The 16,396-nt window shown below is 40.4% G+C and carries 16 protein-coding genes; 8 read left to right on the forward strand and 8 right to left on the reverse strand.

Translation table 11 applies throughout. The features are described 5' to 3' along the window. Nucleotides 1-109 precede the first annotated feature (109 nt). Nucleotides 110-643 (forward strand): PH domain-containing protein, encoded by a 534-nt coding sequence (locus tag PS1M3_RS01005; protein WP_203985785.1) that lies wholly within the window; start codon nt 110-112, stop codon nt 641-643. Nucleotides 644-744: 101 nt separating this feature from the next. Here the strand turns inward: PS1M3_RS01005 and PS1M3_RS01010 are convergent, their stop codons facing one another. From PS1M3_RS01010 to PS1M3_RS01020, 3 genes are all read right to left on the reverse strand, one after another. Beyond that, nucleotides 745-1,644, reverse strand: coding sequence for a hypothetical protein (locus PS1M3_RS01010; RefSeq protein WP_008467280.1), 900 nt, complete (start codon nt 1,642-1,644; stop codon nt 745-747). Between the two features lie 159 nt (nt 1,645-1,803). Then, a complete protein-coding gene (locus tag PS1M3_RS01015) occupies nt 1,804-2,148 on the reverse strand; it encodes a rhodanese-like domain-containing protein (RefSeq protein ID WP_008467278.1) in 345 nt (114 codons plus the stop codon). A gap of 5 nt (nt 2,149-2,153) precedes the next feature. Next, on the reverse strand, nt 2,154-2,342 hold the full coding sequence (locus PS1M3_RS01020) for a DUF2892 domain-containing protein (RefSeq protein WP_008467276.1): 189 nt from the start codon (nt 2,340-2,342) through the stop codon (nt 2,154-2,156). A gap of 129 nt (nt 2,343-2,471) precedes the next feature. Here PS1M3_RS01020 and PS1M3_RS01025 point away from each other — a divergent pair, with 129 nt between their 5' ends. From PS1M3_RS01025 to PS1M3_RS01035, 3 genes are read left to right on the forward strand one after another with little or no spacing between them, the layout of a single operon-like run. After that, the gene (locus PS1M3_RS01025; RefSeq protein ID WP_203985788.1) at nt 2,472-2,774 is read left to right on the forward strand and encodes a metalloregulator ArsR/SmtB family transcription factor; all 303 of its coding nucleotides are present in this window, start codon (nt 2,472-2,474) and stop codon (nt 2,772-2,774) included. A gap of 5 nt (nt 2,775-2,779) precedes the next feature. Next, complete coding sequence (locus tag PS1M3_RS01030) at nt 2,780-6,055, forward strand: efflux RND transporter permease subunit (RefSeq protein WP_203985791.1); 3,276 nt, start codon at nt 2,780-2,782, stop codon at nt 6,053-6,055. Beyond that, nucleotides 6,045-7,118 (forward strand): efflux RND transporter periplasmic adaptor subunit, encoded by a 1,074-nt coding sequence (locus PS1M3_RS01035; RefSeq protein ID WP_203985794.1) that lies wholly within the window; start codon nt 6,045-6,047, stop codon nt 7,116-7,118. The genes PS1M3_RS01030 and PS1M3_RS01035 overlap by 11 nt, the downstream gene beginning before the upstream one ends. On the opposite strand, the gene PS1M3_RS01040 is transcribed toward PS1M3_RS01035, so the two are convergent. Continuing rightward, nucleotides 7,111-7,788, reverse strand: a complete 678-nt coding sequence (locus PS1M3_RS01040) for a nitroreductase family protein (RefSeq protein WP_008130030.1) — start codon at nt 7,786-7,788, stop codon at nt 7,111-7,113. The genes PS1M3_RS01035 and PS1M3_RS01040 overlap by 8 nt on opposite strands. 187 nt (nt 7,789-7,975) lie before the next feature. On the opposite strand from PS1M3_RS01040, the gene PS1M3_RS01045 reads away from it, so the two are divergent. The 4 genes from PS1M3_RS01045 (at nt 7,976) to PS1M3_RS01060 (ending at nt 13,254) form a co-directional block, all read left to right on the forward strand. Next, a complete protein-coding gene (locus PS1M3_RS01045; RefSeq protein ID WP_008130025.1) occupies nt 7,976-8,857 on the forward strand; it encodes an ABC transporter ATP-binding protein in 882 nt (293 codons plus the stop codon). 9 nt (nt 8,858-8,866) lie between these two features. Further along, a complete protein-coding gene (locus tag PS1M3_RS01050) occupies nt 8,867-12,445 on the forward strand; it encodes a M1 family aminopeptidase (RefSeq protein WP_203985797.1) in 3,579 nt (1,192 codons plus the stop codon). A 171-nt stretch (nt 12,446-12,616) separates the two neighbouring features. Continuing rightward, complete coding sequence (locus tag PS1M3_RS01055) at nt 12,617-12,928, forward strand: Bor family protein (protein WP_010557717.1); 312 nt, start codon at nt 12,617-12,619, stop codon at nt 12,926-12,928. Continuing rightward, nucleotides 12,925-13,254 carry a Bor/Iss family lipoprotein gene (locus PS1M3_RS01060; protein WP_008127820.1) on the forward strand — a complete coding sequence of 110 codons (330 nt, stop codon included), beginning with the start codon at nt 12,925-12,927 and terminating at the stop codon, nt 13,252-13,254. Before PS1M3_RS01055 ends, PS1M3_RS01060 begins: the two co-directional genes overlap by 4 nt. Before the next feature lie 92 nt (nt 13,255-13,346). Here the strand turns inward: PS1M3_RS01060 and PS1M3_RS01065 are convergent, their stop codons facing one another. From PS1M3_RS01065 to PS1M3_RS01080, 4 genes are all read right to left on the reverse strand, one after another. Next, nucleotides 13,347-14,033 (reverse strand): TorF family putative porin, encoded by a 687-nt coding sequence (locus PS1M3_RS01065; protein ID WP_008127821.1) that lies wholly within the window; start codon nt 14,031-14,033, stop codon nt 13,347-13,349. A gap of 282 nt (nt 14,034-14,315) precedes the next feature. Continuing rightward, the gene (locus PS1M3_RS01070; RefSeq protein WP_033025140.1) at nt 14,316-15,479 is read right to left on the reverse strand and encodes a hypothetical protein; all 1,164 of its coding nucleotides are present in this window, start codon (nt 15,477-15,479) and stop codon (nt 14,316-14,318) included. 139 nt (nt 15,480-15,618) lie between these two features. Beyond that, nucleotides 15,619-15,819: a helix-turn-helix transcriptional regulator gene (locus PS1M3_RS01075; RefSeq protein WP_008127823.1), complete on the reverse strand. Its 201-nt coding sequence runs from the start codon at nt 15,817-15,819 to the stop codon at nt 15,619-15,621. An 8-nt stretch (nt 15,820-15,827) separates the two neighbouring features. Next, complete coding sequence (locus tag PS1M3_RS01080; RefSeq protein ID WP_008127824.1) at nt 15,828-16,247, reverse strand: hypothetical protein; 420 nt, start codon at nt 16,245-16,247, stop codon at nt 15,828-15,830. Nucleotides 16,248-16,396: the final 149 nt, after the last annotated feature.

Below are 16,396 nucleotides of genomic sequence, written 5' to 3' on the forward strand. Positions count from 1 at the left end.
CTTTCACTAAGATAGCCGAAGCCGAGTTTTATACTCGGCTTTTTTATTATAGTTGCATTCAGCCACAATATTCCCTAGGTTAATAGAATAAATATCAAGGAGGTAATGAATGTCTGAGTTAGCCCTGAAAACCGCAAGTTTTAACCCTAAAGTAAAATCTTACTGGATCACGCTAGGGGTTATTACCTGCTTAGTGTGTTTGGTTGGTATCCCATTGATTCCAATCGTAGCCTTAATAATTTGGATCGTGGCAGGGCGTATGCTTAAAGCAATGTCAGCTAACTTATTAGAGCGTAAGCTAGTAGTAAAACGCGGTGTGTTTTTTAAAGAAGAAAAGTCCATCCCACTTGAAAAAATCACTGACGTCGGGTTAAGCCAAGGCCCGTTGATGCGTTTATTTGGTTTAAGCTTTGAAACTGCAGGGCAGTCTGGTCACGGTGCATTAGTATCGTTACTTGGGGTAGTTAATGCCAGTGAATTTCGTGAAGCCATTTTAACTCAAAAAGATAACCTCACTTCAGATCAGCCAGCCCAATCTAATAACGATGAACCACAAAGCCAAGTAGAGCTCATCCGCTCGCTTACCTACAGCGTAAAAAACATCGAGCAAATGCTAGTTACACTTCTGGAAGAGAAAAAATGATTAGGTCATATAGGGAGCTAAAGGGAATATGGTTAAGTAAGGATTGCTTTTGGCTTGTTTATTTGTAGGCGCCATCCGATGACGCCTACAACATGCTAACCCTAAGTATCTCCATTATTAGTGCTCGAAATATACGAGGACATTGATGATGACAGATTTCTATCTAAAGCATTTTTTAAGCATTGGGAGACTGATGGCGCTGATATTTTATAGTGATTTAATGCAATACCGTCTAAATAAGTTAAATAAGGGTTTACCGATAAACTGAACGCACCTAACTCTTTTATCCACTTCGCTAAAAAAATAACACGGTATTGCCCGTCGCTTCCATTGTTAAGATTAACTTCTAAATTTAAATTCTTACTCACCTCACTCCACGGACTCTGATACAAGGTCTCACCAACTATGATCGGTTTTGATGTAAAAAAGCTATCAGGATTTTTAATATTATTTTCAACTTTATGATTTACCCAGTTTTGAATTCGAGATGATGTATATTCTTCAAATACAGCCTTTACTGCATTATTTACATGGGAGGGGCAGTTGTTTTGTCTATCTAGATGAGAAGACTGACTTATTTGATAAAGTGGCATTAGGCTTAGTTCAGTTTGAAGTGTGTGTTTAAATGTTGAGAAATGCTCATCAATTGCTTTTTGTTTAGATATAGCAATAAGATCATTTTTATTTAATATCGTAGCTTCTATATATTTATCTGACTCATTTTTACTATGATTTCCCACAAAAAATGCAAAGTGGTTGTTACCAGAGACATCCATCATAATAACTTTATGCGGATTTGAATCACATGTTTGATCAGCAATAGCAGCTTTTTGATCAGAGGGTGTAGTGTGGCATTGAGCTAATGGTACATTGCTTTTTGCTAGTTCAGAGGCTCTGTCATAATTACAATCTTCACATGCCATTAAGGTAATGCTGTCATCAGCATTTACAGAGTGAGCAATACCGAGTAAAAATAGTAATAAAGCGGCAACTTTTTTCATAAAGTCTTCCTTAGACGGGTGTTCCTTTTTTATACACTAGCGTTGAAGTTTATTAATTTCAATCTTTGATTTTAATTGAACATAGTGTTCCTTTAAATTTGGATTATGTTATTTAAGCTCGGCGATCGGTTGATCGCCGAGTGATTTAATTTTTGGCCTTTAAAATGCCTGACAAACAGCTTCTGCTTTACAGGTAATAACTGTGACGTTTTCATAACCTACGCGTGTCAGTGCTTCAGCACTTAATGTTGCACGCGCACCACTAGCGCAATGTAAGTAAATAGGGCGTGCTGCGTCTTTTTCTATTTCCATTAACTTCATTTCAAGTAAGCCGCGCGGAATATTAATTGCGCCGGTAGCGGCTTTGGTTGCATGTTCAGCCGGTTCACGCACATCAATGAGTAATCCTTTGTTTTCACTGATCTCCTGTTTAGCTTGTTCGGCGTCGATACGACGTTGATTAGGCGTAATAATTTTTAGTAAATCGGGGATAGATGTAAGCATGGTGATTATTCCTTAAAGCCAAGTTTGCGTAATAGAGTGATCATTGGGCACCAGCTAGTAAAAGCTGATTGAATTAAGTTTACAGCGATAAAAGCGGTAAAGTATATCCACTTCGGATCGTGATACGTTTGCAAAAGGATTGATACAACAATCATGATGCCAGCGATAAGACGAAGTGCGTTATTGAGTTTCATAATAGTAGGCCAGTTATTTAGTTCAGTACAGTCACTATATTAGATATTATTAAATTAGTAAATTCTAATGTTAGACATTTCTTATCTAGCAATTTATACTAAGTGCATATTTTAGAATAAGAGCATAGTATGAAAATTGACTTTACAGCGATGGCGACTAATGTAGATCAAGCTGAGCAGCTATTAAAAATATTAGCGAATAAAAATCGACTAATGATTTTATGCTCATTACAAGATACCGAAATGAGTGTTTCGCAGCTTAACGAAGCCGTACCGCTAGCGCAGTCTGCGTTATCACAGCACCTAGCGGCACTGCGCAAAGCCAATGTAGTGGCTACTCGCCGCGAAAGCCAAACTATTTATTACCGTGTGATTGATCAGAATGCTATTCATCTTTTAGGCACATTATATGGACTGTTTTGCAAGGGCTAAAAGTTATGAGCATGATTGATAACGCAGTAAAAAGCAGCTTAAGTGGCCGTATTCCGGTTATTATTTTTGTGTTGTCGATTTTGTTTGGCTTATTTGCTTTACAACAAACAGCGCGAGAAGAAGAACCACAAATAGTGGTGCCTATGCTCGATATATACGTATCGGCGCCCAACGTAGAAGCTCCAGAGGTGGCCAGATTGGTTACCCAGCCACTTGAAAAGCTACTTGCCCAACTTGGCGGTGTGGAACATATTTATTCCACTACACAAACGAATGCCGCAGTGGTTACACTTCGCTTTGAGGTTGGCCATGACCGCGAACAAGCTATTTTAGATACCTATGCAAAACTTAACAGTTATCAACATACTATGGCTTCTGTTATCAAAAGTTGGCAAATACGGCCCGTTGAAGTGGATGATGTACCTATTGTTATGCTGGGGCTATACAGTAAAGACCCACAACTTTATGGTGATTACGAGTTAACCCGCTTTGCTAACGAAATAGCCAACAGTTTACAACGTATTGAACACACCAGTGAAGTAAAAGTCATTGCTGGTCGTAAACGAACCCTCACCATTAATTTAAATGCCAGCGCATTGGCTGCCCACCAAACAACCGTAAATGACGTTTTTTATGCATTAAGCGTGTCTAATCAACTAACGCAAGTAGGCAGTGTGGTTGATAATCAGCAGCAAATTGAATTGCAAGCAGGTGATGTTCTACGAAGTCAATCTGCTGTAGAACAGCTGGTAGTGAATGTTGTTAATGGCAAAAGTGTTTACTTGCTTGATGTTGCAAACGTTATTGATGGCCCAAGTGAAGCTAAGTATTACCAATGGCTTGCTCAATCGGCAAACCAGCAGCATTTGCCAATGGTAACACTAAGCGTTGCAAAACAAACCGGCACGAACGCTGTTGCAGTTGCCAACGATGTTCATCAAATGATGGCGCAGCTAACACGCACGCTATTACCCCCTGAAGTGAGCTATGCGGTATTAAGAGATTATGGCCAAACTGCCGATGAAAAAGTAAATAACCTCACTTCAAGTTTAGTCTTTGCGGTCTTTACTGTGGTGATATTTGTGGGGGTGTTTTTAGGTTGGCGTCCGGCGGTTGTGGTTGGGTTGGCGGTTCCTATTTGTTATGGCATTACACTCTCATTAGATTTTGCATTTGGTTACACCATTAACCGGGTGACCTTATTTGCGCTTATTTTATCTTTGGGTTTACTGGTAGATGACCCAATCACAGGTATTGATAATATTAGCCGCTTTTTGAATAAAAAAGGCGATAAAAAACAGCAGATTGTTGGTGCAATGAGCGAAATTCGAAATGCCTTACTTATGTCGACACTCACTATAATGGTGGCGTTTATTCCACTGGCGTTTATCACCGGAATGATGGGGCCGTACATGGCACCTATGGCATTTAATGTGCCGGTTAGCGTGATGGTTTCTACCATTGTTGCATTTTTTGTAACCCCTTGGCTTGCGATGAAGTTACTCAAGCCTGATAACGAACAACCCTCCGAGCTTGCTCCTAAAATTGGTGCATATCAAAGAATATTAAGCCCATTATTGGCTTCTAAGGGGCGAGCTAAACTTGTTTTGTGGCTAACCCTAGCATTATTTATTATTAGCGCCATGTTACCCGTGATGCGTTTGGTGCCTTTAAAGCTACTCCCTTTTGATAATAAAAATGAGCTGCAAGTGCTGATAGATATGCCAGAGGGGACTAATCTGGAGCACACAGTTGCATTTACTAAACAAATCCAAACACTCACATGGCAATTAAACGAAGTAAGTGAAATAGCGGCCTATGTTGGTCAACCTTCAAGTATGGACTTTAACGGTATGGTGCGCGGCTATTATCGCCGTGAGGCAGCGAATCTCGCCGAGCTGAGAGTATTGTTAGTGGATAAGTCTGAGCGCGATCATCAATCTCATGGAGTGGTTATGCGCCTTCGCGAACAGCTCGCGATGCTAGCAACCGATGGCATTGTAATAAAAGTGGTTGAAGTACCTCCAGGGCCGCCGGTACTGAGTACCTTAGTTGCTGAGGTTTACCGAGATGCTTTTGTTGATGAGCAAACACATTCTCAAGCTGCCTTGCAGTTAGCTGCGCGTTTACAACAAGAGCCTCATGTAGTTGAAGTCGATACCTCAATGGTGGCACCCTCGCCATTACAGCGCTTTGTTACCAATAAAACCAAGGCCGCACTTAGTGCGGTTTCAACTCAAAATATTGCACAAACACTCAGTATTGCCTCTCAAGGTGAAAACGTAGGTGTACTTTATGTGAGCAATGAAACAGAGCCCGTTGATATTAAATTACAGCTACCGTACAGCGAGCGAAATCAGCTTTCGCAATTACTTGCACTTCAGGTAAGGGGCGACAGAGATTTAGCTAAAACCAGTAACGAGTTTGGTTTAAGCAGTGCGCCAAGGCCGTTAGTATCGCTTTCAGAACTCGGTGAATTTACACAACATCAGGTTGCTGACATCCGGGTTCGTAAAGATCAACGCGATGTAATTTATGTTATGGCTGAGCTAAACGGGCGAACGCCAGCAGAGGTTATTGCAGACGTAAATGCTGATTTTAACGCCGAGCCTACCTATTTTGAAAAAACACCGTGGATAAACCGCCACTTTTTTAACAATGGCGGTACTGCACCATGGCAATTACCTAAAGGCACTCATGCCAACTTTAGTGGTGAGGGTGAGTGGCGTATTACCATAGATGTGTTTAGGGATATGGGAATTGCATTTGCCTTTGCACTTAGTGCCATATTTATTATTTTACGTGTTCAAACACAATCTGCGAGCTTGTCGCTAATCATTATGTCGGCTATTCCGCTCACGGTGATAGGTATTATGCCAGGTTTTTGGTTATTAAATCAGTTTGGTGAACGTGCTATAGCTGGCGCTCCTGAGCCGGTATTATTTACCGCCACAGCAATGATTGGGATGATTGCCCTTGCTGGTATTGTGGTTCGTAATTCGCTTATTTTAGTTGAATTTATTAATCAAGCCCGAGGCCAAGGTATGGCTATAAAAGATGCGCTGGTTGCTGCTGGAACAGTGCGCATGCGCCCTGTATTACTAACCGCAGGCACGACCTTATTGGGTAACTTAGTAATCACACTTGACCCGGTATTCAGCGGGCTCGCGATTGCGATAATTTTTGGTATTGTGGCGTCTACTGTATTTTCGTTATTTGTAGTGCCACTTGTTTATTATTTAGTGTTTGCAAGTTCAGAGGGTGAAGCGCATGCAGGGTAAATCAAAACTAATCGGCGCTTTAATCGCTTTATTGGTAATTATTATGGCTGTGCTTTACATGGCAGGCAGCTTTTCTGACCAACAAACGGCTGGTTTAAAAGAATCACAACAAAGTAATTATCAGGGGCAGCGCGTCACCATTGCGCTGCAAAGCATCACCGGTATTGAGCAGGTACCGGGTAGTGTAATTGCTAAACAAAATACGCAAATTTCATCAAATGTGATGGCGCAGGTGGAGCAGCTAAAAGTACGAGCGGGCGATAAGGTCACTAAAGGCGATTTACTTATTACCCTCAAGCAAGATGATTTTAAAGCGGCGTTAGCACAAAGCGACGCGAATATTAACGCGGTGAAAGCATCGTTGACGCAAGCTCAAAAGCAATTAGTTAGAGTGAGTGATTTAAATGCGAAGGGGTTGGTGCCTGTTAGTGAATTAGATAATGCTAAAGCTAAATTTGATAATTTCACTGCTAATTTAGCCGCCGCTCAGCAGCAGCAAGCACAAGCAAAAGTGGCGCTAAATTATACTCAAATTATAGCGCCTATTTCGGGGGTTGTGGTTGAGCGTTTAACAGAGCCTGGCGACACCGCAACACCGGGAAAGCCACTTATTACAGTGTATAACCCATTGCAATTACAGCTCGAATTTAATGTGCGTGAACAACAAGCTGTAAAATTAAAACTCGGAGATAGCTTAAATGTGGTTCTTCCATCTTTGTCAATAACAACACCTGCCGTAGTAAGCGAGATAGTCCCTGTTGCCGACAGTAGCGCGCGTAGCTTGCTTATTCGCCTAGACACGAATACACAATTAGGGTTAATTCCTGGTCTTTACGCACAGTTGCAGTTGCCTACAAAAAGCGCTCAAGGTATTTTAATTGAGCCAAGCTGGGTACATGAGTTTGGGCAATTAAACATGGTGTATGTACTAGAAAACGAAACGCCAGTTAAACGTTTCGTAAGGTTAGGTACAATGGTTAATAACAAGCAACATGTAATTGCTGGCCTTAAAGAGGGAGATATTCTTGCTATTGATTATTCCCCCTTGCACGGGATTAAATAAAACTGGCTATTTCATCAATCGATTTTTTATCTAGTGCATGCATTGGTACTGTTGCATGCTCATCCGGATAGCCTGCAATTAATAGCATATAAGGGCGCTCGTTATCTTTATCGCGGCCACAAATGTCTGTTAAAAAGCTCATAGGTTTTGGGGTGTGAGTAAGCGTTGCAAGGCCTGCTCTGTGCAGAGCTTGTATTAAAAACCCGGTTGCTAGCCCAACAGACTCATGCACATAGTAATTTGTATTTTTATCGTCAGTACTCACGCCGCCCTTTTTTTGACTAAACACAGCAATAAGCCAAGGTGCATGCTCTAAATAGGGTTTGTTCGCGTCAGTCCCTAATGGTTTTAATGCATCCAGCCACTCCTCGCCTGCTCGCCCTTCGTAAAAAGAGCGCTCTAGCTTTTCAGCCGCGTCGCGTATTTGTTTTTTTACATCGCTACTGTTAATAGCCACAAAATGCCAAGGCTGGTGGTTTGCACCACTAGGTGCTGTACCCGCTGCTTTTATACAGGTTTCGATAATCTCTTTTGGCACTGGGCGGTCACTAAAACTGCGAATGCTATGGCGGCGCTGGCTTGTTTGTAAAAATTCATTTGCACGGGCTAACATTTCATCGTGTGAGTATTCTATAAAATCGGTCAATGGCTGGTTTTTATGTTCTTGCATGGCTTTTCGCTTCTTATCAATGGTGTGTGGTTTTTATACCCAGAGGCTCACTTCTTAGCAAGTGTTATTAGAGTGTGTTGCTGTTTATTTATTGTTACAAAGTTGGCCACAGCGTAACTTATGTTCCCGTTTTTAATGTGGTATAAAACAGTATAAAAATAATACTTACAATTCAAGGAAGTAAAAAATGCTATCAATAACAGGGTTATCAAAAACCTACGACAACGGCGTGCACGCTCTGCAAGGTGTTGATTTATCAATAGGTAAAGGCATGTTTGGGCTACTTGGGCCAAATGGTGCCGGGAAGTCATCGCTAATGCGCACTATTGCAACGTTACAATCTGCCGACGCGGGGGCAATTACCTTTGATGGTATTGATGTATTTAAAGACCCACAAGCACTGCGCCAACGTTTAGGTTACCTTCCGCAAGATTTTGGTGTTTATCCGCGTGTTAGTGCTTACGACTTGCTAGACCATATGGCTGTTTTAAAGGGGATTCATAATAAAGGGGAGCGTAAAGAGTCGGTTGAAGGCCTACTAGCACATACTAATTTATATCAACATCGCTCAAAAGCGGTAAGTGGCTTTTCGGGCGGGATGCGCCAGCGTTTTGGTATTGCTCAAGCGTTATTGGGCGACCCTGATTTACTAATCGTTGATGAGCCAACCGCAGGGCTAGACCCTGAAGAGCGAAATCGCTTTCATAACTTGTTAGTAAGCTTAGGCGAGCAAAAAGTCGTTATATTATCAACCCACATAGTAGAAGATGTGGCTGAACTATGCCCTAATATGGCGGTACTGGCTGGTGGTAAAATTTTATTAGAGGGTAACCCGATTGCCCTCACCGACAAGCTGCAAGGCCAAATTTGGCGCAAAGCCATGAGCCAAGAAGAAGCGCAAGAGCTTGAGCCACAGCTACCTGTTATTTCTAAACGCTTATTTGCTGGGCAAACCATATTGCATGTATTAGCGGAACAAGCCCCTGAAGGTTTTCAATCAAGCCATGCAAACCTAGAAGACGTGTACTTTTCTACTTTGCTCAATCATCGTAATAGCCAAGTAGCATAAGGAGGCGTTATGTTTTTTAATATGCTCGCGTTTGAGCTGCGCTATTTTGTGCGCCAGCCTTCGTTTTATATCATTTCATTAATGTTCTTTTTTATGGCGTTTTTTATCAGCTCTTCTAGCAAATTTCCGCTAGGCGGCGCTAATGTACATATGAATTCGCCTTTTTCAATTATGATGTTGACCATTACATTTTGTGTATTTGCGATGTTTTTGGTAGTTAACTTTGTTGCCAGCTCCGCTATTAGAAATAGTGAAACTAAAATGGATGAACTGGTTTTTAGTAAGCCTGTTAATCCTGTCCCTTATCAAACTGGGCGCTTTTTTGGTGCTTACTTAGTGGTGCTGGTTGTATTTTTAACCGTGCCGTTAGGAGTACTTTTAGGGTCGCAGTTTGGCTTATCTGTTGGATGGCTCGATAGTGAGCTAGTGGGTCCAAATAAGTTTGTGTATTACGCTGCACCTTATTTTTATATTGCAGTACCCAGTTTGCTGGTGCTTTCGGCTATTTTTAACAGTGTGGCTGTCTATTTTAAAACCATGATGTCGGTGTATGTCGCAGCCGTTGTTATTTTTATCGCCTATCAAATAGCCAGTGCTTATTTTGATGATTTAGCATTTAGAAATATAGTTGTTTACGCCGACCCATTTGGCTTGGGGTCTTTAATTGATTTGACGCGTTACTGGACTGTGAGTGATAAAAACACAGAAGTGCTAACCCTCACAGGTGACCTTTTAGTTAACCGTATATTGTGGGTTGTACTGGGCTTAGCTATGTTTTTTAGCCTTGGAAAATTAAGTAACCGCATAGTAGCTAAAAAACAGAAAAAGCAATTTAAAGTCTCTGCATTTGTGCAAAATAAACAAGCTGCACTGATTAATAATGCTAAAAATTACAAGTCTGCAGGAGCGAGTACGCAATCGCAGTTAATAATGCGCAGTATATTTGAACTTAAACAAGTAATATTTAGCGCGCCATTTATGATTTTAGCGGGTGTAAGTATTGTAACGCTTATGATCCCGCTGTTTGCTCCCATTGGCGCTTACGGTACAACTAACTGGCCAATTACCGCGAATATGGTCAATATTATTAGCGGTATTTCGGGTTTGTTTTTGTTTGTTATTATCGCTTTTTATAGCGCTGAGCTTGTTTGGCGAGAACGTCAAAGTGGTATGGGCGATATTGTTGACAGCTTTCCAGTACACAACAGTGTTTTTTGGGTATCAAAAATACTGGCGTTAATAACAGCTATTTCAGGCTTGTTTATTGTTGGAATGATACTAACAATCACAGTGCAGTTATTTAAAGGGCAATTTAATTTAGAGTTAGGGCAGTATTTATTCAGGATTGTTTATTTATCGCTTTTACCGTTAATTATGCTTACGGTGCTTGCCTTCTTTTTACAAATTATTAGCCCAAATAAATATGTAGGAATGGGGTTATTTATTTTGTACTACATAGTGCAAATGGTAATGGATTCGTATGGATTTGAACACCATATGTATCATTTTTCGAAAAGCAGTAGCGTACCGTACTCTGATATAAACGGCTATGGACACTTTTTGCAAGCAGCGCATTGGTACACATTGTATTGGGGCGCGTTAAGTCTTGTTTTGGCTATTGTAGGATTTGCGTTATGGCATAGAGGACCTTCACAAACGCTGCGTACACGCCTGTCTATGCTTCGTTATAATATGTCGTTAAAGGGGCAAGTAATTGTTTGTGTTAGTGCACTGGTGTTTGTTGGTGCAGGTTATAACATTTATCACAATACGCGTGTTTTAAACGAATTTATCACAAGCGATGCGTTTCAAGACAAGCAAGTAAGCTATGAAAAACAGTTTGCACAATATAAAGATTTAGCAGTGCCTATGGTGACCGATGTTGACTTAACTGTTGATATTTACCCTAAAAAGCGTGCTTTAAGTGCAGTTGCAAAAATTAAGTTTACTAATACATCTAATGAGCCAATTTCGCGAGTATTGATCACCTCACCGCAACACGCCAAAAGCTGGGATGTAACGATGGCTGGCGGTAAAATTGTTGAAAAATTACCAGCGCTTTATTCTGCATGGTTTGAATTTGATCAGCCCCTTATGCCAGACGAGGTAAGAGAAGGGCAGCTGTCTGTCACTCGCGAGCATACAGGCTTTACCGATAGTGGCTCCGATACACAGTTAGTGGCTAATGGTACGTTTATTAATAATTGGGAGCTTTTTCCTAACTTTGGGTACAACCGTGGTTTACAGGTGGCTGATAAATTTAAGCGCCGTAAACATGACTTACCAGAGCTAGAACGAGCAAATAAACTTGAAGATAGCCAGTACTATACACAAAGTGATTTTGGTCAAGCTACTGGGTTTATTAACTTTAGGGCCAGGGTAACGACCGATGAATCGCAATTTGCGATTACACCTGGTTATTTACAAAGTGAAAGCGTAAAAGATGGGCGCCGAACCTTTGTTTATGAAATGGATGCACCTATTATAAATTTTTATGCGGTGCAGTCGGCTGAATTGGAAAGTAAAAAGGTTGAGCATAATGGTGTAAATATTGAGGTTTATTTCCATAAAAGTCATGCGTGGAATGTTGACCGCATGATTGAATCGGTTCAAGACTCGATAGATTATTTTACACAAGCATTTGGCCCCTATCAGCATAAGCAATTACGTATTATTGAATTTCCTCGCTATCGCTCATTTGCGCAAAGTTTTGCTAATACTGTTCCTTATTCAGAAAGCATTGGTTTTGTTACAGACTCAAGGGATGAAAGTAAAATTGACCTGCCTTATTACGTAACTGCACACGAAGTAGCGCATCAATGGTGGGGTCATCAAGTATCAGGCGCCAATGTAGAGGGGAGTGAAGTTATGTCTGAAACGCTTTCACAATACAGTGCGCTTATGGTGCTTGAAAAACGCTTTGGCCCAGAAAAGCTACGTAAGTTTTTAAAATACGAGCTAGATAGGTACTTAATGGGCCGTACTGGAGAAGCGTTTGAAGAGATGCCACTATATAAAACCCAGGCTCAGCAATACCTTCATTACAATAAAGGATCTGTTGTTATGATGGCGATTTATGATCGCCTAGGTGAAAAACGCCTAAACGCTGCCCTTAAGGCATTTTTAAATGAGTTTAGATATCAGTCAACGCCATACCCAACAACACTTGATTTACTAAGTTATTTAAAACAAGACGCAACCCAAGCTGAGCAAAACTTTATTGACGATCAGTTTAAATATATCACTTTGTATGAGCTGGAAATGAAAGAGGTTTCGATTTCAGACGAAGCCGACAGTGAGGGCTTTTACAGTGTTACGTTAAACGTTGAAGCTGTTAAGCAACGTGCTGATGGTCAAGGTGAAGAAACAGAGCAGCCACTCGATGAGTTAATTGATATTGTGTTGTTTAGTGACGATCCTGAAAATCTACTCGCTGAAGATTTTGTGATTTACTCACAAAAACATCAAATAGTAACGGGTACTAATATTATTGAGTTAAAGGTAAAAGAAAAACCTTTATTTGCAGGAGTCGATCCGTACGTAAAACTGGTTGATAAAGATAACGTAAATAACTTAGCTAAGTTTTAATAGCTGACAGCACATTTACTCAAAGGCCGCAATTTTGCGGCCTTTTTTTGTGTAAAAAACTGTTTGAAATCTGTAAGGCTGGCTACATTTTTCGCACAGCTTTTTACTCATTATTTTACTGGTTTACTGTAAGGTTTATTTACTGAAAGTGAGTACCAAGTAAGGACAAACATGAAATCATTAATAATGGGGTTTGTAGTATTAGGCTTAAGCGCCTGTTCTGCGGTTACCATACAGCCACACGCTATCGCAAAAATTACAAGTAAAGCGACCTACGAAGATAGCCGTCCATTTTATTTATGGGGATTAGTAGGAGAGGAACGTGTGGATGTAAAACAGATTTGTACAGATACACAAGCGGCTCAAATGCAGTCGCAACAAACATTTAGCGATGGTGCGTTGGGTTTAATTACGCTAGGCATTTATTCACCACATACCATAAAGGTATGGTGTGAAGAGCAAAATACGCAGGAGGCGTTATGAATCTTAAATTAATTTTAGGCAGTATTACTTTTGCTATGTTAACTGGTTGCACAAATATTTACTTTGATAATGGTGTACCTGAAAAAGTTAATAACCAGTCGCACAATAGTTCTCAGTGGCATCATAATTTTGCTTTAGCTTTGTATGAAGGATCTGATGCGGTTGACTTAAGTGAGCATTGCCCACAAGGGCAATGGCAAACGGTGCACACGTATAAGTCATTTAGTAATGGAGTAGCGGAGGTTGTAGTTAATCAGATAGGCCCGGCTTGGTACCCTAAAACAGTTGAAGTGAGCTGCACTAAGGTACCTTTTAAAGCTGAGTAATAATTTAAATATAACCCAATACAAAGAAAAGATGCTAGGTGCTAAAAAAGGGCCAAATGGCCCTTCAGTTGCAGCAAGTAACACATGTTTGTTTATAGGCTGAAGTCTACAGCGTAAGCAACGTAAACTTTTACATCTGACTCGTCCATATCAGTGTCTGATACGCCAAATGTGAATCCATCTTTTGATACAGACACACCGTAATCAATGATGTCTTCGTCACCAATAAAATCGCCAGAATAATGACCTATGTGTAAAGCCATTTCTGTACCATTGCTGCCTACGGCAAAGCCGTAATCAGCTGTCAAATAAAGTGAATCACCAAAGTCTGTACCGTCGCTACTTGCAGCAGATGTAGCAAGCACTGATGCACCAAAGGTAAAGCCTTCGACACTGATGCTACCGTAAATTTCTGAGAAATCAGCATCTGCACTTGATGCCGCGTCTGGGTAAGCATAATAAATGTAACCTACATCGTAGCTAACACCTTCGCTAATATCGCCACCAAAGCCTGCGTAAAAATCTAGCTCGTAGGTCATTTCGTCAGCCCAAGATGCATTAGATACCCATGTACCAGCATAAAATCCAGATTCGTCAGCGTAATCAATACCACCAGAAATAGCAGCGTCGCCGCCAGTTTGTTCTTGTCCACGCCATAAGTAATTTGAGGTAGCTGCTACATTCGCAGATACTTCAGCATTTACTGCTGTTGATGTAAGTGACGTTGCAGCCATTAATGCCACGGCGCTAAAAGCGATTGTTTTTTTTAGTTTTAACATGTTCCATTTCCCGTTATATGATTTTTTGCATAGGAAGGCTTTTTATTATGAAGTACCGTAGCCTTTTGATTTATGCGTTTTTATTGTTTAACTGAGAATAGAATTGCACTGTGTGTGCCAGCTTGGTTTATTTTGTTTTAAAATTAAATTTTATATTTTATTAACAATGACTTGCGTTTGGGGTGGGTGCTTTAGATTATGCGGAAAAAATATTTTATCGCACATCGCTGGTGCATAAAATAATCAAGCTGCACCATGAAAGTACAGCTTGTTTAGAATTATTTAGCCAAATATGGTGCGCATTAGACTAATTGTTTCGTTTACACTGCGGCCTTTTTGAACTTCGCTGATTATTGAGTCGCGTTTGCTACGAATATGCTCAGGAATATCATCGGCAGCCAAAGCGCGGTCAACTAAAATTTCAGCAGACTCTTTACCTCTGCGTTGTGTTTTACCCGTTTTAGTGGTGCTACGCTTTGGTTTATTAAGTAATTTAATATAGTTAGAGCTATCTGGTGTTTTGTTATCCGCGTAGTAAAAAAAGCACGGAATAAGCGCTTTAATTGACACTAGTTGCTCTTCTAGTTCATTTGAAGCATTTGCCATTTTGTACCATGACATAGCTTGAATGCCTTTTACAATATCTTGCCAGTAACGCTCAAAATCACTATTTTTGAGTTTAGTAACCGCAAGCGCTGAGCATAACGCGTCTAAACGGCTATTTGTAATTGGCGTAAAAATATCAGGGCGACGCATTGCAAGTAGTCTTGTTGCCGGAGCAAGTGTTGGCTTTTCACTGCTATCAGTAAATATTTTGCTATAAGCAGCTACAAACTGTTGGTACTCGTAATGGGTAATATCACCTTCAAGAGGAATATTAGCCAGTGCTTCATCAAACGCACCCGGTAAATCACCAATGAGTTGGTGGAAAACTTTAGCGCTCTTAGTTGATGCAAACCACTCAGCATCAAAATCGTAAGTGCTTGGATCTAGTGAAGCCATATGCTTGCCAGTAAAAGCAAGAAGGTCTTCAGGGATCATGTCTTTTAATGATTGCTCACGAATACTTTTTACGTAACTTGCTAAACGAAGTTGTTCATCAAGTGCAATAACGTCTTTATGTTGCTCTATAAATACACTTACCACAGGCCAAGGGGCTACACGAAGCGTTTTAACTTGTAAAAAGCTAATAGCTGAAATAAGTTGATCATGCAGCTTTTTCAGAACAGGTAGCTGTTGCGGCTCAAGTAAATCGTAGTTAATACGGTCTCTGCTTGCGTTTAATAGCTCGTAACACCAAGGTAAAAAATCATCAGGATGGTTTTCTACTTTCACGGCCATAAGGTTAAGGCTTAATTCTGAAGATTGTTTCAGAATGTTCTGATAGATTTGATTTTCTTGCTCGCCTAGTGTCATTTTTGACGGTGAAATTAGCAGTTTTTTCATGCCTTGTAGATACTCCGGATTTATATATATGTATTAGCATTGTTTATTTTAGCTCAAATACACTAATAACAACAGCGCTGTCCTGCGCGCTGCATTATTATGGTGTTTAAAATCGGGGTTAATCTAACCAGCTCGGTTATTAATCAGTCTCTTCTAATATGAAGAGGCTTTCAACTGATGCGTGAAAATGAGCTGCGATTTTAAGGGCTATAATGACCGATGGCGTAAATCGATTTGTTTCTACAGTGCTTATTGTTTTACGCGATACGCTTATAGCATCGGCAAGTTCTTGCTGCGAAAGCCCTGCCTCTTTACGAAATTTTGCTATGTTATTTTGCACTTTGACTCCTAATCACGGCTCTGCCAAAGAATTGATACGCCATATATTAAACACATTACAGCAAGATAAAACGAGGCCATCATGGTGTGAGACACTTCTAAAGCCAAATCATCTGAGAATAAGTAAACGCCACCCATGCTAAAAAGTAAGCCAAGGACTACATGTTTATAGGCAATGGTGTCGATGGTGTTTAAGTACTCATCTTTGTAGGTAAGGTGGTATTTCATTTTCCATGTAAACCCGCCTCTGATCACAAACATACAGAATGAACCTAAAAAAGCAGCAGTGCCAAAAAACAACAGTGGGGCTGATGTTTGAGTAAGCAGTGGGTAAACACTGATGATTAATAAAGTGACTCCCATGAATAATGAGAACCAAGCATTTTGGCCCATAAACTTTTCTTCATTTTTAATATCATGATTTGACATATATCATTTCCTTTTAAAATTTAACATTATGTGACCTCTGGGTGTCAATGTAACCTTGAGGTATCAATGAGTCAATTATTTTTTGTAACCTAAAGGTATCAAAATGTTTCAGGAACGATTCATATGAAATAAGTAAACTGCTTTTATGA

Source organism: Pseudoalteromonas sp. PS1M3, from assembly GCF_016865405.1.
In the GTDB taxonomy this organism is placed as follows: Bacteria; Pseudomonadota; Gammaproteobacteria; order Enterobacterales; family Alteromonadaceae; genus Pseudoalteromonas; species Pseudoalteromonas marina.